15 protein-coding genes are annotated in these 23,428 nt (G+C 64.4%); 5 read left to right on the top strand and 10 right to left on the bottom strand.

Annotated elements, in window-relative coordinates:
• The first annotated feature begins 3 nt into the window (after positions 1–3).
• A complete protein-coding gene (locus ACFDR9_RS03070; RefSeq protein ID WP_409030029.1) occupies positions 4–1,662 on the top strand; it encodes a methyl-accepting chemotaxis protein in 1,659 nt (552 codons plus the stop codon).
• Positions 1,663–1,748: 86 nt separating this feature from the next.
• Here ACFDR9_RS03070 and ACFDR9_RS03065 read toward each other — a convergent pair whose 3' ends face one another.
• The 3 genes from ACFDR9_RS03065 to ACFDR9_RS03055 form a co-directional block, all read right to left on the bottom strand.
• Positions 1,749–3,074, bottom strand: coding sequence for a diguanylate cyclase (locus ACFDR9_RS03065; RefSeq protein ID WP_409030028.1), 1,326 nt, complete (start codon positions 3,072–3,074; stop codon positions 1,749–1,751).
• 285 nt (positions 3,075–3,359) lie between these two features.
• Entirely contained in the window at positions 3,360–4,772 is a 1,413-nt protein-coding gene (locus ACFDR9_RS03060; protein WP_409030027.1) for a sensor histidine kinase, read from the bottom strand.
• Positions 4,769–5,452: a response regulator transcription factor gene (locus tag ACFDR9_RS03055; protein WP_017875407.1), complete on the bottom strand. Its 684-nt coding sequence runs from the start codon at positions 5,450–5,452 to the stop codon at positions 4,769–4,771. Before ACFDR9_RS03055 ends, ACFDR9_RS03060 begins: the two co-directional genes overlap by 4 nt.
• Before the next feature lie 291 nt (positions 5,453–5,743).
• Between ACFDR9_RS03055 and phnD the strand changes: the two genes are divergently transcribed.
• The 4 genes from phnD to phnE (ACFDR9_RS03035) all read left to right on the top strand — a co-directional run bounded on the left by phnD (position 5,744) and on the right by phnE (ACFDR9_RS03035) (position 9,206).
• Complete coding sequence (phnD, locus tag ACFDR9_RS03050; RefSeq protein WP_026132577.1) at positions 5,744–6,724, top strand: phosphate/phosphite/phosphonate ABC transporter substrate-binding protein; 981 nt, start codon at positions 5,744–5,746, stop codon at positions 6,722–6,724.
• Positions 6,725–6,806: 82 nt separating this feature from the next.
• Complete coding sequence (gene phnC / locus ACFDR9_RS03045) at positions 6,807–7,574, top strand: phosphonate ABC transporter ATP-binding protein (RefSeq protein WP_409030026.1); 768 nt, start codon at positions 6,807–6,809, stop codon at positions 7,572–7,574.
• Positions 7,571–8,377: a phosphonate ABC transporter, permease protein PhnE gene (gene phnE, locus ACFDR9_RS03040; RefSeq protein ID WP_409030025.1), complete on the top strand. Its 807-nt coding sequence runs from the start codon at positions 7,571–7,573 to the stop codon at positions 8,375–8,377. The genes phnC and phnE (ACFDR9_RS03040) overlap by 4 nt, the downstream gene beginning before the upstream one ends.
• Positions 8,370–9,206 carry a phosphonate ABC transporter, permease protein PhnE gene (gene phnE, locus ACFDR9_RS03035; RefSeq protein WP_017875403.1) on the top strand — a complete coding sequence of 279 codons (837 nt, stop codon included), beginning with the start codon at positions 8,370–8,372 and terminating at the stop codon, positions 9,204–9,206. Before phnE (ACFDR9_RS03040) ends, phnE (ACFDR9_RS03035) begins: the two co-directional genes overlap by 8 nt.
• 97 nt (positions 9,207–9,303) lie before the next feature.
• Here phnE (ACFDR9_RS03035) and ACFDR9_RS03030 read toward each other — a convergent pair whose 3' ends face one another.
• The 7 genes from ACFDR9_RS03030 to ACFDR9_RS03000 are packed head-to-tail and all read right to left on the bottom strand — an operon-like array spanning position 9,304 to position 23,372.
• Positions 9,304–11,775 carry a cyclic nucleotide-binding domain-containing protein gene (locus ACFDR9_RS03030; protein WP_409030024.1) on the bottom strand — a complete coding sequence of 824 codons (2,472 nt, stop codon included), beginning with the start codon at positions 11,773–11,775 and terminating at the stop codon, positions 9,304–9,306.
• Positions 11,776–11,784: 9 nt separating this feature from the next.
• Complete coding sequence (locus tag ACFDR9_RS03025; protein ID WP_409030023.1) at positions 11,785–13,152, bottom strand: multiheme c-type cytochrome; 1,368 nt, start codon at positions 13,150–13,152, stop codon at positions 11,785–11,787.
• A complete protein-coding gene (locus tag ACFDR9_RS03020) occupies positions 13,149–16,988 on the bottom strand; it encodes a hypothetical protein (protein WP_409030022.1) in 3,840 nt (1,279 codons plus the stop codon). Before ACFDR9_RS03020 ends, ACFDR9_RS03025 begins: the two co-directional genes overlap by 4 nt.
• A 6-nt stretch (positions 16,989–16,994) precedes the next feature.
• Positions 16,995–19,043 (bottom strand): SH3 domain-containing protein, encoded by a 2,049-nt coding sequence (locus ACFDR9_RS03015; protein WP_409030021.1) that lies wholly within the window; start codon positions 19,041–19,043, stop codon positions 16,995–16,997.
• Between the two features lies 1 nt (position 19,044).
• On the bottom strand, positions 19,045–21,057 hold the full coding sequence (locus tag ACFDR9_RS03010) for a heme-binding protein (RefSeq protein WP_409030020.1): 2,013 nt from the start codon (positions 21,055–21,057) through the stop codon (positions 19,045–19,047).
• A complete protein-coding gene (locus tag ACFDR9_RS03005) occupies positions 21,054–22,607 on the bottom strand; it encodes a cytochrome c3 family protein (protein WP_409030019.1) in 1,554 nt (517 codons plus the stop codon). The genes ACFDR9_RS03010 and ACFDR9_RS03005 overlap by 4 nt, the downstream gene beginning before the upstream one ends.
• Before the next feature lie 6 nt (positions 22,608–22,613).
• Complete coding sequence (locus ACFDR9_RS03000) at positions 22,614–23,372, bottom strand: hypothetical protein (protein WP_409030018.1); 759 nt, start codon at positions 23,370–23,372, stop codon at positions 22,614–22,616.
• Between the last annotated feature and the right edge of the window lie 56 nt (positions 23,373–23,428).

The following is a 23,428-nucleotide window of genomic DNA, read 5'->3' as shown; positions in this document are numbered from 1 at the left end:
CACATGAATATCGCAAACATTAAAATAGGTCAGCGCCTGACGATCGCCTTCCTTCTGACTACGCTGATGCTGGGCGTGGTGGTGGTGATCGGCACCAGCCGCCTGCAAACGGTCAGCTCGGCTATCGATGCGACCGTGAATGACGGCTATGACAAGATCAGTCTGCTCAACCACGCCAGGAACGCGCTCGAACTGCAGGCCCGCAGCCTGCCCAGCGCCTTGCTGATGGGCGATCAAAATGATATTAAAAACGAAATCGATAGCGTCAATAGCGGCAGCAAATCGATATCCGATGATTTGAGCAAGCTGGCCGCCGCCGTCCGCTCGCCGCAGGCGCAGCCGGTGCTGAAGGCGCTCGGCGACGCCGGCCTGGTGTATGCCGCCGCGCGCGAGCGGATGCTGGTCCTGCTCAAAACCGGCAGCAAGGACGAGGCCGCCGCGCTGCTGTTCCAGCAATTGCGCCCGGCCCACGCGCGCTATCTGGCCCAAATCGACGAGCTGATCGCCGTCCAGGCCGGGCTGATGCGCAGCGCCGGCGCCGACGTCACCGCCACCGCCCACGGCGCCGGCCTGATGATGGTCGCCCTGGGCCTAGTCGGCGGCTTGCTCAGCTTGATCACCGCGTGGTACATCAGCAGCGGCATCGTGCGGCCGATCCGCCACGCCGTGAAGGTGGCGCGCAGCGTCGCCGGCGGCGACCTGACCGGCACCATCCTGGTCGAGTCCGGCGACGAGGTCGGCCAATTGCTGCAAGCGCTGCAGGACATGAACGCCAGCCTGTTCAAGATCGTCGGCGAGGTGCGTGGCGGCACCGAGACCATCGCCATGGCCTCGCGCGAGATAGCCGCCGGCAATCTGGACTTGTCCTCGCGCACCGAGGCGCAGGCCAGTTCGCTGGAGGAAACCGCCGCGTCGATGGAGCAGCTGACCGGCACCGTCAAGCAAAACGCCGACCACGCGCGGCAAGCCAACCAGCTGGCCCTGTCGTCGGCCGAGGTGGCCGGCAAGGGCGGCGCCGTGGTGGCGCAGGTGGTCGAGACGATGGCCTCGATCAAGGCCTCGTCGAAGAAGATCGTCGATATCATTGCCGTTATCGACGGCATCGCCTTCCAGACCAACATCCTGGCGTTGAACGCGGCGGTCGAGGCGGCGCGGGCCGGCGAACAGGGCCGCGGTTTCGCCGTCGTCGCCAACGAAGTGCGCACGCTGGCGCAGCGCTCGGCCGGCGCGGCGCGCGAGATCAAGGCGCTGATCGGCGATTCGGTGAGCAAGGTCGACAACGGCTCGGCGCTGGTCGACGAGGCCGGGCGCACGATGGACGAGATCGTCGCCAGCGTGCACCGCGTCACCGCCATCATGGGCGACATCTCCGCCGCCACGCACGAGCAGATGGCCGGCATCGAACAAGTCAACCATGCGATCGCGCAAATGGACCAGGTCACGCAGCAAAACGCCGCGCTGGTCGAGCAGGCCTCGGCGGCGGCCGCGACGATGCAGGACCAGGCCGCGCAACTGTCCGGCGTGGTCGGCGTGTTTAAACTCAGCGGCGGCAAGCCGGCCATGGTGACGCGCTTGCCTATCGCGAAAGGCAAGACCAAACCGACGCAACTGGCGCTGGCGCGGCCGTCCGAGCCGACCGGCAAGGCGGCCAACGGCGCCTGAACGCCGCCGAGGCAAGCAAAAACCATCGGCCCAGAGCCGGGCTCATACCTGAAGGTCTGGCCCCGGGGTGAGGCCGCTGGTTTTAACTATTTCAACGCCGAAGCCGACGGTTTGACGCAGATCTGATTGCGCCCGCCTTCCTTCGCCACATACAGCATGGCGTCGGCGCGCAGGAACAATTCGTTTTCGCTCTTGTACTCGGGGTACGCCGCCATGCCGCCGCTGAAGGAAAAGTGGCGCACGTCGCCCGCCTTGACTTCAAACGGGATCGCGGCGAAAGACTGGCGCATCGCGTCCAGCCGCCGCCATCCCTGCTCGAGCGTGCAATCCCAAAACACCACCACGAATTCCTCGCCGCCGAAGCGGCTGAGCAAATCGCGTTCGCCCATGTGTGGCGCCAGCGTCAGCGACAGGCGCTTGATGACGATATCGCCGAAATAGTGGCCCCAGGTGTCGTTGACGGTCTTGAATTTGTCAATATCGACCACGCCGAAGGCCAGCGGACAGCCTTCCCGCGCCGCCTGGCGGATTAGTTCCTGGGCCTTCTTCTGCAAACCGATCTTGTTGAGCAGCCCGGTCGCCCGGTCCTTGCCGATCAAGTCCTTGTTCACGCGGATCTTGTTGGCGCGGTTGACAAGTTGCCCCGCCAGCACGTCGGTATCGGTCATCAGTAAAATCTCGTCGAAGCCGCTGGCCAGGGCGCGCCGGGTCAAAGCGGCGTCGGGCTGGCGCTGCAACAGCGTGATTTCGCGCACCGGGTCGGCTTCCAGGTTTTTCTTGAGGACGCGGACAATGGCTTCGGTGCGCTCGTATTCGGCTTCCGTAATGAGCACGATGTCGGGCTGCAATTCCTTGACGCGCAGATGCAGCGTCTGGGCGTCGCTGTGGTGGATGACCTCGACGCGCCGCTGCAGCAGCGCCGCTTCGTCCAGCCCGATCGGCTCGCCGAGGTGCATCAGTCGCACCAGGTCGCCGCGGTTTTTCTGGACGAACAAGGTGAACAACCTGTCGACGAGCACGTCGTTGGCGATCGGTTTTTCCGCGTAGGCCAGGCAATTGCTGTCGACCAGGCGCTGCTGGAGCAAAAAGCGGCCGCCCTGGCGTACGCTCTGCAGGTAGACATACGTGTGCTCGCCCGGCAGGCGTTGCAACAACTCGCTGAGCATCAAGGTCTTGCGGCGCTCATGCATGTCCGCCTGCATATTGTGTAAAGCGTCAAGGTCGATGACGCACAGGCTGTTGCCGTGGTCGTTCTCGACGGCCACAACGAAATCCTGCACTTCATTGAAGAAGATGATGTCGAAATCGTATTTATGCGCGCACAGGAGTAGTTCAGCCTGGTTGTCTTTGATAAAGAATATCTCCGACAACAGCATTACGTGGTTCCTGTACAGCGGCGCGTCGCTTGTCATGTCTGATCAGCCTTCATTGCCATGGTGGATAACTATGCTCGCTACGCCACCATACACAAGAATGCAAATCTTCGCAGCACTAAAGACGGCTTAATGCGGCGGCTATTGCGCCCGAGCACGAAGGAAATTCGATGATGGTATCGGTCTCAGCGGGCGCAAGACTCGATCTTGCCTAAAAAACCGCCATATCGAGGCCCGACCGGAGGGTTGTAGGGACGCGCTCAGGCGGCGCCGGCGATCGCGACCATCGTCTGCCGGCGCCCGAATCGGCTGCCCGGCGCCGCCTCAGGTTCGGGCCACCCGCACCAGCGCCGGGAAGCGCACCAGCGCGTTCAAGCCGGCCACCCGCCCGTCGACGATACGGTTCTCCAGCGCGATCGCGGCGCCCATCGAGGCGGCGATTTCGCTGCAAATGGTCAAGCCGAGGCCGCCGCTTTGCGACGAGTGGCTGGCCGTAAACGGCTGGAACACCCGGCTGTCCATGTCCGCCGCCATGCCCGGCCCGCTGTCCCACACGCACAGCAGCGCGGCCTCGCCCTCGGCCGTGATGCGCACGCCGATCTTCGTGTCCGGCGGCGTGTGGCGTATGGCGTTGTGCAACAAGTTGGAGATCAGTTCGGCGATCATCCACGGCTGGCTCATTACCGCGATTTTTTCGGCGTCCAATTCATAGTCGAGGTTTTTTTCGCCGATCAGCGGCGACAGGTTGACGGCCACCTCGCGCCCCAGCATGGCCAGGTCGCACGGTTCCTGCTGGCCCCTGCCGCGTAACTGCTCCACCTTCGCCAGCGACAGCAACTGGTTGGCCAGCTGGCTGGCGCGCTCGACGGTGCCGGCCATCTCCTGCAGGATCACCAGCGGCGGCGCATCGCCCTGCAAGCCCGATTGCAATTGCGTCTTCAGTACCGCCAGCGGGGTGCGCAACTGGTGCGAGGCGTCGGCCACGAAGCGCTGCTGATGGTCCAGCAGCGGTTGCAGCCGCGCCATCAACTGGTTCAGCGCCCGCACCACCGGCTGCACCTCCTTGGAGGCGAACGGGATGGCGATCGGCGACAAGTCCTCGGCGTGCCGTTGGTCGAGCTGGGTGCGCAGGGTCTCCAGCGGCCGCTGGGCGCGCGACACCACGACCCAGGTGACCAAGCTGAGGACGGCCACCAGTATCGCCTGGTGCAACAGGGTTTCGTGCAAGATCTTGCGCGCCATGTTCTTGCGATGCTCGACCGTCTCCGCCACCTGCACCAGCGCGCGCCCGGTCGGCTCGTTCGACACCACCGGCTGGAAGATCGCCGCCACCCGCACCTCCTGGCCCCGGTACAGGTCCTCGTAGATGCGCACCACGGCCGGGTAGGACGCGCGCGACTGCGGCGGCCCGGTGTACTGGGCCAGTCCGCGGTCGCCGGACAGGAACTCGCCGTTCAGGCCACTGACGCGATACACCATTTGGCTGGAAATGCCGGCCTCGTAAATTTCCAGCGCGGCGTGCGGCAACGTCACCTTCAAGCGCCCGTCTTCGATGCGCAGCAGGTCGGCGATCGACTGCGCCGACGCCACCAGGGTGCGGTCGTACGCGGTGTTGACGGAGTCGAGCGCGTTGCGATACAGCGTGAAGGTATCGACCGCGATAAACACCACGATCGGCGCGATGATCCACGCCAGCAGGTAGCTGCGCGCCGAATGCGAAGACAGCGAGAAGATCATTGCCTTGAGGCCGTCGCGCAGGCGCGCAGCAGATAACCGACGCCCCTGAGCGTCAGAATTTCGGTGCGCGTGCCGGCGAGCTTTTTGCGCAGCCGGTGGATGATGACTTCGATGGCTTCGAGCTGCACGTCCTCCTCGAAGGAAAACACCAGGCGGAACAGTTTTTCCTTGGTGAGGGCGTGGCCGGGCATGGCGATCAGCGCCTTCAACAGCGCGAATTCGCGCGGCGGAAACATCAGCGGCTCGCCGCCATGGTAAAAGGTGTCGGAGCTGCGCTTGAAACTGAGTTCGCCGCAGCGCTGGACGGTTTCCTCGCCGCCGTTTTTGCGCCGCAGCAAGGCGCGCACGCGGGCGTCCAATTCCTGCAGGTCGAAGGGCTTGGCCAGGTAGTCGTCGGCGCCGGCGTTCAAACCGGCCACCCGGTCGCCGACCGCGCCGCGCGCCGTCAGTACGATCACCGGCGTGGTGATGCCCTGCGCGCGTATGCGCTGCAGCAAGTGCATGCCGTCGATGACGGGAATGTTCAGGTCGAGGATGACCAGGTCGTGCTGGCCCTCCTTGATGCTGCGCAAGGCGGAACCGCCGTCAAAGCAGGTGGCGACGGAGAATCCGCGCCGTTCCAAGGCGCGTAGCAGCGCGTTCGACATGTCCAGGTCGTCTTCGACCAACAAGATATTCAATTTTTTTCCCGCCGGTTCACGACAACAATAAGGTGACATCCGCCTCCGGGGGCGGCGCCGCCGGCCACGCCGGCGACCATGCTTTATACAGCCAATTTGGCGCCCGCGCCAGAGCGTCTGACGCAGCGCAAGAAAATGCCGGGGATTGACAGCTTGGCGACAGGAAGCGGACAGGGAGGCGCAAGAAAAGTGGGGTTTTCCGCGCTCGCCGATTCGTCAAAAATGACACGAGGCGGTAGACTCGGTTCACCTTCCGGATCAACCTCGTAAAAACTATAAAGAGACATCATCATGCGATTGATTAAATGCCTGGCAAGCCTGGCCCTGAGCTTCCCCGCGCTGGCGTTCGCCCAGGGTGAATGCGCCAACCGCGGCGACCTCGACGCCCAATACTGCGACGAGAACAAGGACTTGGTGGCCGACGCGCTGACCGACCCGAAAAAACAGAAAAGCCCGAATACGCTGGTGTTCTCGTTCACCCCGGTCGAAGACCCGGCCGTCTACGACAAGATGTTCAAGCCCTTCACCGACTACCTGACCCAATGCACGGCCAAGAAAGTGGTGTTCTTCCAGGTGCAATCGAACGCCGCCGAAATCGAGGCGATGCGCTCCGGCCGGCTGCATGTGGGCGGCTTCTCGACCGGACCGACCGCGTTCGCGGTCAACATCGCCGGCGCCGTGCCCTTCGCCGTCATCGGCAACCAGAAGGAGTACCAAGGCTATTCGCTGATCATGATCGTCAAAAAAGACAGCCCGTTTCAAAAAATGGCCGACCTGAAGGGCAAGAAGGTCGTCCATACCTCGCCATCGTCCAATTCCGGTCACTTGGCGCCGATTGCGCTTTTCCCGAAAGCCGGCCTGGTGCCGGAAAAGGATTACAAGATCCTGTTTTCGGGCAAGCACGACCAATCGATCATGGGTGTCAACTCCGGCGACTATGAAGCCGCCGCGGTGGCCTCCGATGTATACGACCGCATGGTCGAGCGCGGCCAGATCAAGAAGGACGATTTCCGCGTGCTGTACCGCAGCGAAAAATTCCCGACCCAGTCGTTTGCCTACGCCCACGACCTGGAACCTGTGTTCCGCGACAAGATGTTGAAGTGTTTCTACGACTACCGCTTCGGCGACGAGCTGAAAAAAGCCTTCGCCGGCTCGGATCGCTTCTTCCCTATCGAGTACAAGAAAGACTTCTCGCTGGTGCGCTACGTGTCGCACACCGCCGGCGAAACCTTCAACCGCGCCGCCTACGACAAACAGGCCGCTAAAAAATAAGCCCCGCGACAGCGCGCCGATCCGGCCTGCGGGGCCGGAGCGGGCGAGCTTCGTCCACATTTTCCATTGAAGGTGATTCGCCATGTCGCACGCACTCGAAATACAAGGCCTGGTCAAGGAGTACAAGCCGGGCCATCCCATCCTCAAGGGCATCAACCTGAATATCGACGGCGCCGGCCTGACGGCGATCATCGGCCCGTCCGGAACCGGCAAGTCGACCCTGATCCGTTGCATCAACCGCCTGGTCGACCCGAGCAGCGGCGCGATCTGGTTCACCTCCGAGGGCCGGCGCAGCGACCTGGCGCAATTGAAGGGCCGCGCGCTGCGCGCCAGCCGGCGCCAGATCGGCATGGTGTTCCAGGAATACAACCTGGTGGAACGCCTGACCGTGATGGAAAACCTGCTGTGCGGACGCTTGGGCTACGTCAACGCGTGGTCGGCGTGGCGCCGCAAGTTTCCCAAAGAGGACGTCGAGCACGCGTTCGAACTGCTCGACACGGTCGGCCTGTCGTCGTTTGCCAACCAACGCGCCGACGCCCTGTCCGGCGGGCAGCGCCAGCGCGTCGGCATCGCCCGCGCGCTGATGCAAAGGCCGCGGCTGCTGCTGGCCGACGAGCCAACCTCCTCGCTCGACCCGAAAACCTCGTTCGAGATCATTTCGCTGCTCAAGGAACAGGGACGCAAGCACGGCATCCCGGTGATCGTGAACATCCACGACGTCGAGCTGGCCAAGCGCTACGCCGACCGTATCATCGGCATGTCGGGCGGCCATGTGGTCTACGACGGCAGCGCCGAGCGCCTGGACGACGATTGCATGAAGCGCATCTACGGCGGCGAGGACTGGCTGTGAGCGCGCCGGCCACCACGGCGCCGGCCGCGCGCGTCTCGACCGCGTTCCAGAGCAGCGCGGCGAGCCGGGTCGCGACCGTGCTGATTCTTCTATACGCGGTGTACGCGGCGACCCAGCTGGGTTTTTCGTGGGAGCGTTTCTCCACCGGCCTGGGCGGCGGCGGCAAGTTCCTCGCCCGCATGTTCCCCCCGGACCTGAGCAAGACCGACGTGCTCTGGACCGGCATCGCCGAAAGTTTGCAAATCGCCGTGTTGGCGTCGCTGATCGGCATCTTGCTGAGCCTGCCCATCGGCCTGATGGGCGCCCGCAACCTGATGCCGCCATGGCTGTCGTGGTCGGCGCGCGCCGTGGTATCGGTGTGCCGCTCGCTGCACCCGGTGATCGTGGCGATCCTGTTCGTCAAGGCGGTCGGTTTCGGCGCGCTGGCCGGCATCCTGGCGCTGGTGGTGGCGTCGATCGGCTTCATCGGCAAACTGTTCGCCGAGGCCATCGAGGAGATTTCAATCAAGCAGGTTGAAGCGGTACGCGCAAGCGGCGCCTCGTTCATGAACGTGATCCTGTTCGGCGTGCTGCCGCAGGTGCTGTCGCGCTTTGTCGGCTTCTCGACCTACCAGCTCGACTCCAACCTGCGCAACTCGACCATGGTCGGCATCGTCGGCGCCGGCGGCGTCGGCGGCGTGCTGTTCTCCGCGTTCCAGCGTTTCGACTACGACTTCGTGCTGACGATCCTGTTGACGATCATCGCCATCATCGTGGTGGGCGAAGTGTTGGCCAATTCAGTCAAAAAGGTGTTCAATGTCTAGCACAACCGTACCCTACGGCCCGGGCGCATCGGGCGCCACCGCGCCGCGCACTTGGAAGCGCCACTCGCTGGGGCAAAAAATGCTGCGTTTCGCGGTGTGGCTGGTCATGGCCGTGGCCGTGGTGCAATCGCTGCGCAGCCTTGAAATCATTCCCGAGTTCATTTACGACGCGCCCCAGCAGATGGGCGACATGCTTGGACGCATGTGGCCGGTGGACTGGGCCTTCTACTCCGAAGGGGTGCACGCGGCGCTGGTCGAAACCATCCACATCGCCAGCCTGGGCACCTTGCTGTCGGTGGTGCTGGCCGTGCCTTTCGGCCTGCTGGTGGCCGGCAACCTGACGCGCAACAAAAGCCTGAACCTGATGGCCCGCATCGTGCTAGTGGCGAGCCGTTCGATCAATTCGCTGGTCTGGGCCTTGCTGTTCGTGGCGATCTTCGGCCCCGGCGCGGTGGCCGGAACGCTGGCGATCGCCTTTCGCTCGATCGGCTTCGTCGGCAAGATGGCCGGCGAAACCATCGAGGAAATGCCGCGCGGGCCGATCGAAGCCTTGCAGGCGGCCGGCGCCGGCACCTTCGCGCAGATCTGGTACGGTTATCTGCCGCACCTGAAACCGGCGTTTATGTCGATCGTGTTGCTGCGCTGGGACATCAACGTGCGCGAATCGGCGGTGCTGGGCATCGTTGGCGCCGGTGGCGTCGGGATGGCGCTCGACACCGCGCTGAATCTGTTCCAGTGGCCGCGCGTGGCGACCGTGCTGGTGGCGATATTCGCGATTGTCATCGTGACCGAACTGGTCGTGACGCAAATCCGCAAGCGCGTGTTGTAAGTTTACCGCCGGCGTCAATCGTAGGTCGGATGAGCGTAGCGTAATCCGACAACGTTGGCCGAAGCGGGGCGCGCCGCGCCGAGCCAAGGTTGTCGGGTTAGCGCCCGCTGCCGCTTTTGAAGAAGTCCTCCGGCGAGATGCGGATCGCGGCGCCGGTCGGACAGGCCCGCACGCAGGCGGCGCCGCCCTTGAGGCCGCTGCACAGGTCGCATTTGACGGCTTTCTTCGGCGCGTTGGCGTCGTAGTCGGCCTGGCGCTGGCCCGGCGCCTTGCCCAGCCCGAACAGCAACCACGGCAGTCCGCCACCCTTTTTCGGCGGCTTTTCCGACGCCATCTGGATCACGCCGTACGGGCAGTTGCGCTCGCAATTGCCGCAACCGATGCAGGCGTCGCTAATAAACACCTCGCCGGCCTCGCTGCGGCTGATCGCGTCCGGCGGACATTCTTTCATGCAATGCGGATGCTCGCAGTGGCGGCAGGCGGTCGGCAGATGGATGTTGGCGAAGGTCGGCCCGGCCTCGCGCTTCAGCCGCGAAGTGCCGTCGTGCGTTTCGGCGCAGGCGGTTTCGCAATTGTTGCACTGGATACACAGCGATTCATCGATCAGCAGCACGTCCGAGGCTTCGCCGACACCCTGCCCCAACAGGAAACGCATCAAGTCGCTCTCGCGTCCGGTGCTGCGTTCCAGCGCGACGTTGGTGCGGGTGCGCGTGAGCATTTTCGCTTCGATCGACTTGCGCAGCAGGGGATTGGCGTCCAGTTGCTGCTTGAACACCGCGCCGTTCAACACCAGCGCCTCGGTGAAGACGGTGGCGGTAATGGTCGCCGAACGCGGCGCGTCGTTGACCAGCGCCATCTCGCCGACATAGTTACCGGCCGAAACGTAGGACAGGATGCGCTCGCGCCCGTCGGCGGCGGTTTTCGACACCGTCACCGAGCCGCGGCGTATCAGGTACAGGCCGTCGGCGGCGTCGCCCTCGCGGCACAGCACGTCGTTGGCCTGGTAGCGGCGGATGTCGACGCTGGCCTCGACCAGCGCGTTGATCGCCTCGGCGCTGAGCATCGGGCCGATGAAGTTGGTAATCGCGTAACGCACGAAGACGGCGTCCATTTGCCGGCGCACGTCGTCGACGGCGGCGATTAGCTTGAGCATCGAGCGGCGCGGCGTTTCCAGCAACACGCAACCCTTGCCGGCGCGAATAGTCGCGGTGCGGCGCCGACCGGAGATCAGGCCCATCTCGCCGAAATACCGGCCCTTGGTCAACTTGATGACCTTCAGGCTGCCGTCCTCGTTGCCGATCTCGACGTCGACGTCGCCGTCCAGGATCGAATAAAAGGTGTTGGTGTAATCGAGTTTCTTAAACACCACGCTGCCGGCCTTGGGCGTTTGCAGGTTCGAGTCGAGCATGAACTCGCGCAACTGCAACTTCGACATGCCCTTGAACAGCGGCACCGTTTCCATGATCAGGTCGATCACGCCGGACACCGCCACGTCCGGCTTCCACGGCTTGAACTTGTTGCGCAGCAGCGGTTCGTCGACCGGTTCGACCGGCTGCCCGACGATGGTATGGACCACCTCGTAGCCCTGGTTCATGGCTTGCTTGATCAGCGGATAGCCGCCCAGCGCGCCGACGATGTACAGGCCCGGCACGTTCGATTCGTAGGACTCGGACAACACCGGCACCGAGGTCGGGTTGGCGTTCGGGAACTCGATGCCGAAGCTCTCGATCAGTTTGCGCGGCGGCGTCGCGCCCAGCCGCGCGATGACGCGGTGGCAAGGAATGACGGTTTCGCCGCCCTTGCCGCTGTAGACGAAATTGAGCGGAATCGCTTCGCCGCTCTCCTCGATGCGCAAGGTGGTGGCGCTGTAGCAAATGGTGATCTTGCCGGTCTTCTCGGCGTTGGTGATCAGCGTGCGGTTGCCGTCCTTGCAGTAAAGGAATTCCTCGCCGCGGTTGACCATGTAGACGGTGTTCTGGTTCGCCAGGCCGAGCGCGTTCTCGATGCCGGCGTCGCCGGCGCCGATGACGATGATGGTCTCGCCGGAAAACTCGTCCGGGTCGGCCAGCGTGTACTGCACCCGCGGATGGTCCTGGCCGGGCGTGCCGGTCTTGCGGATATTGCCCTGCAAGCCGATGCCGAGGATCACCGCGCGGCTCAGGTACTGGCTGCCGTCCTCGCAACCGAGCGTGAAGATGCCGCTCTGCCCGTCGCGCGCAATCGAGCTGACCCGCTTGCCGTAGGCGATATTGACGTCGAGTTTGCCCAGTTCGCGGTTCCAGGTGTCGAGCAACATTTCGCGCTTGCCGGCGGTAAAACTCATATCGCTGCGCAAGGGCAGGATGCCGGGCTCGGCCATCACATGCTTACCCTTCTGGTACTTGAAGATGGTATCCGACGCGTGCTGCGCGTCGGCCTCCAGCAGCACGTGGCGGGTGCCCAGCGCCTTGGCGCGCGCGGCCGCCGACAGGCCGGCCGGGCCGGAACCGACGATGACGATATCGAAACACGCGTCATCGATAGGGGCGGCGCCGTCCTGGGCCTGGGGTGTGTTGCCGGAGTCAATCATCTGTATCACCTACTTAACTTGGGAGGATATCAACTGGCGCAAACCCGCCAGTTCTGCGCCAAACAACTCGGCGCGGTACTTCTCGTCGTTGGCCAGCGCCTTGCGCATCGCGCCGAGGCGGCGGTTGACCTCGCCGGCCGAGGCCAGCGCGTTCTGCTTGGCCAAGGTCGAGGCCAGGCTGGAAATCGACATATACGCCTGCTCGGCGCCGGCGTAATCGGAATAATAGGCGACGCTCGATTCGTTGAGCAGCGCCTTCAGCACGTCGCGCAGCGTGGTCACGTCGAAACTCCTCTTCTCGAACTGGACGATGTACTGGCCTATCGTGGCGGACAACTTCTTGGCCAGCGCCAAGGGATCGGCCTGCGCGCCGTTGCCGGCGATGGCTTGGTGCACTTGCGACACCTGCTGGTTGAAGGCGTTGGCGTTGGCCGGATCGACGACACGCACCAGGGCGCGCAACATCAACAGGTTGCTATCGTTCAAGTGTACCTTGCCGGGGCCGACACTCAGGCGCGGCGACGATTTTTGCTCGCTCATCGGATGGTGGCAGGCGTGGCAGTCGAACAGCACCAGCTCGGGAAACAGGCCGTCGCGGCCGCGCTGCGGGTCGGCCAGCGCGTCCAGCAATTGCTTGGAAGCGAGCGCCTGGCCGATGGCCCAGATCTTGACACCCTGGTAGTCGCCCTTGCGCTTGCGCCAGTCGTCGTCGATTTGGTAATGCGCCGGCGCGATGGTGGCGAAGGTGCCCAGCTCGAAGGATATGCGCGGATGGCCGGCGGCCATGACGCGGTGCGTGACGAAGCGGTTCTCGTCGCCGAAGTGGCAGGACAGGCACAGCTTGGCCTGCTCGACCGGGTTATTGGTCGGATACATGCCGTTTTTCACGTTGTCGGCGTGGGTGGCGCCCGCCACCACGTGCGAGGCGATCCATTTTTCGGCCGGGCCGTGGCAAGCCTCGCAGCCGACGCCTTCGGCAACGACATGGCGCTCACCCGCCAGCTTCGGCGCCGGGTTGTGGGCGTGGCAGTCCAGGCAGGCTTGCGACTCGTGCGCCGGCTGCTTCAAGCCGAGGTTCTTGGCGATCTTGCGCGACTGTTGGTTCAGCAGCACCGAATAGGCCTTGGCGTGCTTGTCCAGCCGCAACCAGGTGGTGTACTCGTTTTGCAGCACGTGCGAGTCGGTCCACGGCGTGACGGCGCCATGGCAACCGCTATTGGCGCAATTGACCGTGCCCACGCTCTGGTGCGCGGCCACGTTGGGCAAGGCGGCGCCGGCCGGCGCGGCCTGCGCCAGCGCGCCGAACAAGGAACCGAACAGCAAACCAAACACCAGCCCGTTTCGGCACAGCATATCTACCAGATAACGATTCTTCACTTTGCACCCTTCTGTGTAGGCGCCGCAACAGTTGGCTTGCGTGCCACGTAATCCCTGGCACTGGCTTCGTCAGTAACCTTCCATATTTGCCCGTCGGGCTGCTTGTAGAGCTTGTCCATTTCCCTGGCCACGAAAGGCCGCGCGCCGATGCGGCCAAACACCGCGATCTGGTTGCCGGTCTCGTCGACGGCGCGGTCGCGGTCCAGCCCTTTCGAGACCGACAAGGCGGCCGAGGCGGTCTTGCGCCAGGCGATCAGTTGCGGCTTCGGCTCCGGCGAGAAGCCGTAAAAGCGCGGCTGGGTGTCGGGCGCCGTCAGTTGCAACACTTTCAAGCCATTCTTGCCGTCCGCGACATAGGCGAACAGCGAGGCGTTGGTGCTGCCGACAACCACGTCCTGCGTATCGCTCAGTTTGCCACCGGCATTGAACATTTGATACAGCTGCGGCTGCTCCGGTTTCTCTATATCAATAATGGCCAGACCTTGACCGCCGCCGGCGACGTAAGCGTAGGTGCGCGCCAGATACAGTTTGCGGGCATCGCCCAGCGCCACCCTGCCTGCCTGCAACACCGGCTTGGCCGGATTGGTCACGTCGACGACGCGCAAGCCGGTCTTGTCGGTCACGAACAAATAGCGGAACTGCAAGGCCGAGGCGCGCACGTCGTCCAGCGCCAACGTCGCCACGTGGCGCGGCTTGAGCGGATTGTCCAGGTCGAGGATGACCACGCCGGTCGGCGTCGAGACATAGGCGAAGTGGCCGCCCAGCACGATATGGCGGGCGCCGTTGAGCAAGCCGCCCGGATTCCAGGTCAGCGCGCGCGACAGGAAGTTGTTGCGCGGCTCGCCGTCGGCCAGGGTATCGACGTTACTCAAGATCAGGCCCTCTTCCGCGTCGGTAATGAAGGCGTAGTGGTAGATCGGGTGGAAGGGCTGTTCCTGGTTGGTCACGCGCATCAAGTCGCCCTGGTTGCGGGTCGGCGCGATGGGCTGGTTGGTCGGCAGCGCCATGCAGGTGGCGTTTTTCGACGCGATATGCGTGTTTTGACCCAGCGGCGAGAACGGCGCCGTGACGATGCGCTGCGACACGCCCTTGTTGACGATGTTGGCCGTGTCGTAGACCCGGAAGCCGCCCTTGCCCTCGGCGGCGAACAGATACTCGCCGCGCAGTTGCAGGCAGCGCACGTTGCCATCGCTGGCCTGGTGTTGCGACTCGGCCAACTCCAGGCTGCGTTCCTGGTGCTTGCGGAAATAGTCCGGGTAGGCGTAGCGCTGCAGGTAACTGCCGATGACCGCCTGCGGCTCGTCCCATTCCGTCACCGTGGTCGCCTCGACGTGGCCGGCCTCGCCGGTCCAGGCGTTGAAGCCGACGAAGTTGACGAAGTTGGTGCCTTGCAGCAGCAGCTGCGCCATGATGGCGTTGTTGTCGTTGTTCTTCGAAATATGGCAATCGGTGCAGGTCTTGGTCTCTTCCTTGCGCTCGGTGTGCGGGTAATGCGGCGCGAACGCCTGCGACGAGAAGCCGCTGGAGGAAATCGGCGGCTGCTGGATGTAAATCTTTTCGCGGTTGATATTCGTCGACGACAGCACCAGCCCGGAGCTGGAGCGCACCGGCGTGATCTTGCCGCCCTTCACCGCGCCGCTGACCCCGAGCTGGAACATGTCGTCGCGCGCCACCTGCGGGTTGTACGAGGCGTAGTTGCGGCTTTCGCCGCCTTCATAATGGTTGCGTTCGGTCTTCCAGTTGGCCTGGATCGGCAAATGGCAGCCGGCGCAACTGGTGGTCCACGACAGATGGCAGGTGAAGCACGTCATCTTCTCGTCGTCGTGGGCGAACTTCTCCACGCCGGCGCCCCACTGCCCGGCCTTGCCGGCGTCGCCGGCGGCCATCAGCTTGGCGCGCGCGGCCTTGATGTTGTACTTCGGATGGTTCGGATTGACCGTGTCCTTGACCAGGCTCATCTCCCATTCCTTGTTCGGATCGAGCGCGGCGCGCTGGTACAGCTTGCCGTCGCGCCACTCGAAGCGGCGCCGGCCGTCCTGGGTCTTGAGCAGGCTCATGTCCATGCCGCCGGGCTGGGCCGCCGGGCCGCTGGTGTGCAGCGTCGGATATTTCTTGGCCGTGCCGTGGCAGTCGGCGCAGTCGATTTCAATTGCCGCGGCCGCTTCGCCGTAAATGTGGCCGTTGCCGTGCATGTCCTGGGCGAAATGGCAGTCGACGCAATGCATGCCGACGTCCAGGTGGATCGACGACAGGTGGACGGTCTTTTTGAATTTTTCCGGGTCGTCGTCGGAGACGATGCCGCCCTTGGCGTCGAGCAAGGCGCCCTTGCGGTTGCGCTTGAAGACGGCGCGGAAGTTCCAGCCGTGGCCGTGGTAATCGGCGAACTGGGTGTCCTTCAGCTTGGAATTTAAGCTCGCCACGTCCTTCAGGAAGGCCGGCTCGCTCCATTTGCCGCGGATGGCGGCCTCTTCGGGATTGCGGTCCAGGCTTTCGCGCGCTTCCTTGTCGGTCGGGTATTTCTGCTTTTCCGGCCACATGTGCGGCGCGTCCGACTCGTAATCCCACATCGTGTAGCCGTAGAAGGAATTGACGAAAATATTCGGCTGGTGCATATGGCACACCATGCACTGGGACGAAGGAATGGCGCGGGTGAACTCGTGCTTGAGCGGGTGGCCCGGCTCGCCTTTTGGAATGGTCGGGTCGACGCTCTGGCTGGTGCCGGTGTTGCCGAACTTGGCGTACGGCCCGGAATGCTTCGGGTCGCGGTCGTTGGCGTAGATCGCATGGCAGGCGGTGCAGCCGGAGGAACGGTAGTCGCCCGGCTGTTCGTTGGTGCCCAGGAACCACAGGTGCGGATCGTTCAAGCGGGTCTTGGTGATGTTAATGGCGGGCACGGCGATGCGGCTGCCGGTGCCGGGGCCGCGGTTCGACTGGCGGATGTCGGGACGGCCCGGCTCGTCGAGCTTTTGCAGCGTGCCCGACAGGTTGGGCAGGCCGATTTCCGGGAACTGGCTGGAAATCACGCGGCCGCCGCGCTCGAAGACGCGGAAAATATCGCCCGGCGGCATCGATTCCCAGGCCGGCAAGGGATACAGGCGGTCGAGGATGCCTTTGGAGATGAACAAATCCTGGTCGACCTTGACCGGGTTGACGATGGTGGCGGCCTTGCCGTCGGCGGTGTAGGACTCGCCGATGACGTAGCGCTTGTACGGCAGGATGCCGTTGTTGTAGGTGGCGCCGCCCCACAGCATGGCCGAGGTCGACATCAGGCTGCGTTCCTGCGCCTGGATAATCGGCAGATGGCAACTGCCGCAAGCGTCGCGGGCAACCCGCAAGTCGCCCGGATTGATGAAGCGCACATAGGCCGGGTGCTCTTTGTTGAGCTTGGCGAACGAGCGCTCCGGGTTGGCCGACGACGGATAGTTCCAGAATTTTTCATCGCGCGGCAAAATGTGGGCGCGCTCCATGTCGCGCCGGTAGGCCGGATTCTTGGCGTTGGCCTCGACCTTGGGGCGGGCGTGCGTGACGGCCGGGTTGCCGCCGTGGCAATCGGTGCAACCCAGCACCACGGCCGGGTTGGCGTGCATGGTGTGGCGGTCGCTGGCGCTATGGCAGCTGATGCAGCCGTCCGACTTGGCCAGCGCCTGCGCCGCCGACTGCGCCTTCGGCGCGGCGGGCGCCGTCGTATAGCTGCGGCTGGACAACTTGGCCGCCTCGGAGGCGCTCGCCGGCCTCGACGGCAACAGGCCGGCCAGCCCCAGCGCCACGACCAGGGTCAGGACGATGGCCGCTGCTATCGAGCGCGTGTGGCGACGCCATGTAAAACGAATATGCATGTCTGTTTAAAATGTAAGTACTGCGTTGAATGCCAGCGAATAGAAGGTGCCCTGTTTGGCGCCGTACAGCGCCTTCAATCCCGCGCCCGGCTTCAGCGCGGCGGCCGAGCCGTTGACGATCATGTTCTGGGTGAAAAACGGCCGCCAATGGAAGCCGACCGAGTAATCGGTGCCGATGGCGCGCGACGGCGGCGCCTGGTTGCGCAGCAGGGCCAGCGAGCTGGTTTCCATAAAGCGCAGCGAGGACACGTTGCCGAACAGCCGCAGTTGCGGCGACAGGTCGGCGTCGGCGCCGACGCCCAGCAGGCTCAGGCCGGGGTTGACGAAATTCGACTGGCCCTCGTCCTTGGACGAGCGCAGCGACGGCAACAGGCTGTTGCGCCCGGCCAGCGCCACGCCGCCGCCGCCGATCAAGGGCATCGCCTGGCGGATATAGAAGCTGGTATCGGAACCGGCGAATTGCGGGTTTTCGAAGATGGCGTCGTAACCGCCGGCGACGTCGTCGAACGGGTCCTTGTCGCCGGACGCCAGCATGACGTTGCCGCGCAAGCGCAGCCAACTGTAGTCGCGCGACAATTCGCCGGCGAAGAAACCGGCGCGTATCCGCTGCGGCTTCTGGGCGATCGGATTGTGCTCGTCGCTGCCGATGGCGGCGTAGGCCGAGGTGCTCAGGTTCCACACGCCGAAATGGCCGTCGCCGCTGTAGCCGAGGTAGTTGACCCGGTAGCTGTGCGGGCGCACGTCGCCGACGAAAGCCGGCCGCACCAGGAAGCCGTTGCTGTCGTAGGCGCGCTGTTTTTCGTTGTTGCGGTTGTGGACGAAGCTGAGCTGCGAGGTGAAACCAAGCACTGGGAAGTCTTGCCGGAACAAGTTGGCGAGGAACAAGTCGTCCTTGCGCAAGCCCTTGGCAATATCGTTCAGGCCGCTGTTACTGTCTTTCTCGAAGCGGCGGAACCAGGCCAGGTTGTACTGGAACTGGTTGTTGCCGCGGTTGCCGAACAGGCGCACGCCGAACGGCGAATCCTGGAACAGGAAGCCGCGGAAGTCGTTGGTGAACGGTTGCACGCCGACCCGCAGGCTGTCGAAGTCGTAGCGTTCGGAGACGTTGCGCAAGTGGACGTCGGCAAACAGTTCCTGCACGCCGACGAAGTTGTCGACCCGCCGCGTTCCCGTCGACGGGTTGATGTTCAGCGCGCCGGCTTCCTGCACGTGGGCGCGGTTGAAGTTAAACACCGGCACGAAACGCAATTCATAGTCGGGCGGCCGGAACGTGGTGTCGCCCTTGATCAGGCCCAGGCTGACAATCAGGTTGTGCGCCAGCACGTTTTGCCGGCCCCCGCCGAAGATATCGTTGGCGCCCGGCGCGATACCGGTCTGCCCCGACACCGGCGTCGGCAGGCGGCGCGACTCCAGCAGCGAGTCCGAGATGACGCCTAGGTTGAAAAACAACTCTTCGCCGAGGTTTTTCAACACCGGCAAGTCGCCCTTCAGCGGATTTTGGTTGTACGGGTCGTACAGCGGGAACTTGAAGCCCAGCGTCTGCATCAGGCGCCAGCGGTCCGGCACGGCAATCGACTCGCGCGGCAAATTGGCTTGCGGCGGCGCCACCTGTTGCGGATCGATAGGCGGCAGCGTCAACAGCGTGCGCGCGCGCGTTCCGGGACGCGCTTGCAAAATGGCGGCGTCGGCGGCGGCGTCGGCCGCATACAGCGTGCTTCCCTTGGCCGGGAACAGCGCCACCGTCATATCGCCGTACTCGCCGGGGGCGCGCAGCACCCAGCCGCTTTGCCGCGCCGACAGGCCGACCCGATACCATTCGCCGCGCTGCTCCAGCACGCTTAACAACTGGCCGCGCTCGGCCTGCGCCAGCACGGCGGCGCCGCCGTCGGGCGCCTCGCGCAACGGCACCGAAGCCGACAATACTTGCAGTTCCAGCAAGGGCACGACGGCCATGGCCGGCCCCGGCTTCAGCGGCGCCGTCTGCGCCTTGGCGGCGCCGGACGCCAGCAAGGTCGCACACAACAAGGCGCCGGAGACGGATCGGATCTTACGCATATCAGATCCCATCGCAGACGTTCTGCTCGCCGCTGTTGTTGAACGGCGTCTGCGGACACTGCACATAACGCAGCCGCTTGCCCTGGAGCAGCAACGTGTCGACGCGGCTGGCCGCGGGCGCGTGGCCAATACCGTTGCCGAGCGCCTTGCCGGCGCGCGCCAGTCCGAGGAAGGCAATCATGTCGTCCTGGTCGACGCCGTCGCCGGAGACGCCGACGGCGCCAATCAAGGTCTTGCCGCGATACACGGGCACGCTGCCGGGGAAGATCTGCATGCCGTTTTTCAGCGCGGCAATGCCGGGATTGCCCGGCGCGCCGGTGCCGGTGCAATTGGCGTTGTTGCTGGCGCCATCGACGATCGCCTGGACCAGGCCGTTGTAGACCAAGTCCAGTTGCAGGCCGTCGTTGAACACGCTCCAGCTTGCCGCGGGCTTCGAAAACGGGCCGTTAAGGTTGCCGTCGATGCCGTCCGGGAAATTTGGCCGGGAAATATTGCCGATGGCGCGCGCGGTGACAGCGGTGCCGTCGGCAAATATCCCCGGATTGCCGAAGAAATTCTTGGCCGCGCCCGACAGGTAGGCCGAGTCCAATGTGAACGGCGCGCCGGTGCTCTTGCCGCCCTCGTTGACATAGGCAATCGCGGCCTGCGCCGCCAGTTCCGCACCGGCCCGCGTGGACGAGAAAAACGCCGCCGTGCGGGCTTTTTGCAGCGATACGTCGGTGCCGAACACCGGCGCGTCGGGGGTGCGCACCAGCCCCAGCACATTGCCGGCGCCGTCGACGACCGCAATCGTCACCTGCGCGGCCGAACCTTGCGGGCTGCGGATCTGCGCCCGGGCTTGGTTGGCCACGCCCAGCGCCTGCGCCAGGATCTCCGTCACCTCCGCCGCCGACATGCCTGCGCCCGCCGGGTCGCTTGGCGCCGGCGACTGCGACGCGCTGGGCGCGTAGCGGTTGGCCGGATGGGCGGCGTTGACCAGCACGTAGCCGCCGAGCGCCTTGAAGCTGGCGTTGTCGGCGATGAAGCCGGACGCGGCGCTGCCGTGCGCGACGCCGGCGCGTATCCCCGACTTGTCGTAATACGTCGGCACCGACGTCAGCGCGCCCATTGCGCCCACCAGGGGATCGCTCAGCGAGGTCGCCGACACCGCCACCACGGCATTGTCCGACGTGGTGTACGGCAAAGCCAGGCCGCCGGCGCTAATCCGCTCGGCGCGGATACAGCTTGGCGCGGCGAAACCCTTCAAGGCCGATTGGGCGATCCGCTCGTCGAGGTCGGCGTCGCCGCGGCTCGGCTCCTTGTCGAGCGCATACACGCCGTCGGCCATGACGCCGATGCCACCGACCACGCGGCCGTTCTTATATAGAGGGAAGCCGCCCGGATCGGCGGACAGGCCCAGAGGCGAGCGTTTCGGGCCGGGGCCGACCGCGTCGCCGCGCGACACCAGGTCGCCGCAAGGCAACTGGCTAAACTGCACGCCGAACAAGGGACCGCCGGCGGTTTGCAAAATGCCGGGCGCGAAATGGTTCTGCACGATGTAACTGGCGGTGCGGGTGCTGAAGGCGTTGCCGGACGACGACAGATAGGCGCCGGTGACGGCCTTGGCGATCGCCGCGAGTTCGGCCGTGACGATGCCGTTCAAGCCGTCCAGTCCCTGCGCCGGCTGGTCGCGCAGGGAGCCGATGCTGACGGTGGCGACGGCGCCGTTCATCTTGTAGACGGCCAGCACGTTGCCGGAGCGGTCTACCACGGAAAAGGTCGCCTTGGCGCCGAGCGCGCTGGCTGCCTGCACGCCCTGCGCGACGATTTGTTCGACATCGGCGGCGCTGAGCGCCTGCGGCTCGCTGGCGACCTTGAAGTCGCAGGCCCCCGAGCTGCCGTTGCCGCTGCCGTCGGCGCTACCGCCACCGCCGCTGCAGGCTGCCAGCAGCAAGGCCGCCATTATCGACAAGGCGAGGCCGGCCGGGCGCGCCGTGGAAGCTAAACTGTTGTAGTTCATGACGCTTGCTCTCATGGCTTCACCACCGCGGGCGAGATCGGCGTGGCGGCTGGCGCCAGCGCGGACGCGTGCGCCGGCGTCATGTGCGCGCCGCCGGGCCTGTCCGCCGACGCGGTCGACGGCAGATGGAAGCCGTGGCACAGGCCGCAGTCGGACGTGACTTTGTTGACCACCGGCTTCTTGCCGGCGTGGCAATCCTGGCACTGCGCGATGGCCGGCATGCTGACGTCGCTGGCCTCGTTCGACTTGGCCGAGTCGTGGCAGTCGGCGCATTTGGCGGACTGGTGGCGGATATGGCTGAAATGCGCCTTCGGCATCCACGCGTGCCGCGGCGTGATCGGCGCGATGTTCCATTGCGGCATGTCCTGGCCCGGCGTACCCTTCTCGCCCGGGCCTTTTTTGCGCGTCACTTCATGGCAGGTAACGCAGGCGGTTTTCTCGAACAGTTCGGTGGCGGCCGCCGCGGCGCGGTTGCGCGCGTCGCCCGGCGTGCGCACGAAGCTGCTCATGGCCTCCTCCTTGCCCGGACGGATGCTGAAGATCGGGCCGTCCTCGGCGCGCCGGTCGAGCGCCACCTTGTTGGTACTAACATAACTATAGAACTCGCGCAAGGTGGTCAGCACCTGGCTGACCGAACCGTGCGGCACTTCGCGGTTCGACCCGGCCGGCTCGAACTTGAGCGCGTGGCAACTCTGGCAATTGTCCTTCATCGTCACCGGCTGGAAGGTGCTGCCGTCGGAATTGGGCTTGTGGCAGGTATCGCAGGCCATCTTGACCTTGCCCTTCGGGCTGCGCACGCCGCCGGCGGTCAGGTGCACGTCATGCGGAAATTTCAGCGCGGTCGGTTCGGTCAGCTTCTTTTGCGCGCTGCGGCGCATGCGCGCCAGCATGTCCGGCCCGGCGCCGATATTCACCTGGATACGGAAGTCCGGGTGGTCGCCGGCGAAGTCCTTGACGTTCTCGGCCTGCGATTTCGGATAACTGGCCTTGATGTCGGTATGGCAGGAGGCGCAATTGGTGCCTGTAAAGCGCTTGTTTTGCTCGGTCAGGCCAAACTCGTCCTGGTGGTCGCGGTGGCAGCTGGCGCAGCGCACCTCGTGCAAACCCTCGACTTTGGCGGTCTGCACGCTGACATGGTCGCCGGTGGCGGCGTGGCAAGCGAGGCAATCCTTGTCCTGCACCCGTTCGAACGGTTTGCTATGGCAGACCTTGCAATCATTCGCCCAGGGCTGGTGGGAACTGGACAGGTGGCCGGGGTTCCAGGTCGCGTCGAGTTGCATGTAGGTCGGATGGGCCGACATGGCTTTGCCGGTCTTGGCGTTGATAACGGCGCTGCTGGTGCCGGCGATGGCCAAGGGCTGGACCGCCGCCGCGTGGGGCTTGAAATAGTTACCCGCAACAACGCTGCCGAATTCCGCGGGCCAGATGGTGGCGAGCACCGGCGCGACCAGGAAAGCCAGCAGGAACATGATGAGGAACAGCCAGGAAAAGAGCCGTCGGCCCTTCAACGGCTGTTGCAGGCCCGCTATTTCAGTTGAAATCGGATCGTCAGGAACACTCTGCATCTTGGCTTACCAGTAAAAAAAGACCGACACGATGTGCGCGATCAGGCTGCCCAATAAGGCGAACGACATGGGCACGTGGAAAACCAGCCAGATTTCGGTCCAGGTTCTCAGGCGAACATATTCACGAATGCGGTTCAGTTGCTGTAAGCGGCGAAATTGCAACGTATACAACTCTTGCAAGCTGGTGGGAACGTCGTAGGATTGCTGCCCGAGCCAATCGACGACTTTCTGCGTGATGCACTTGGCGTTTTTGCCGGTAAAGCGCTGCCAGTAATGGGAAAAAATCTTGCCGTTGGCCGAGGCGGCCATCAGCGATTGAATTTCCGGCGTCATGCTCGCGGCCAGTATGCGGCTTTGGTCGTCGCTATCGCGCAACAGTTGGCCGTATTGTTGCAGCGTCTGCCCGTTCAGCAAATTACCCATCAACGCAGGTTGGCGCAGGTACAGTACGACGCCCCAGATGCCGCTGACGATGACCGAGATGGTCATCGCGTACGCCAGGGTATGCACGTTCCAGCCGAATTGGAAACCGGTATGCAGCGTGGCGACGACGGCCAACGCCAGCCCCAGATAGACGTGCGCCGACAGCCAACCGCGCACGGTGCCGAGGGTGGAACTGTAGGCGCGCTTGCGCATGCCGAACGCCAACAGCCATAGGATCAGCGCGGCGCCCAGCGTACCCAGGCCATAGCCCAGCCACGTGCCGCCGCCCGGTCTGATCGGCGGCTGGTCCAGCGCATAGAGCAGAACGCAGCCCAGGACCACGGCTGCCGCCCATTTGAGGTACTTCGACCTCCTAAAGGACAAAATATTGTCTTGTA

The sequence above is a fragment of the Janthinobacterium sp. CG_23.3 genome (genome assembly GCF_046115965.1).
In the GTDB taxonomy this organism is placed as follows: domain Bacteria; phylum Pseudomonadota; class Gammaproteobacteria; order Burkholderiales; family Burkholderiaceae_D; genus Janthinobacterium.
Note: the sequence above shows the minus strand (reverse complement) of the source record. Positions and strands in the feature narration are given on the sequence as shown.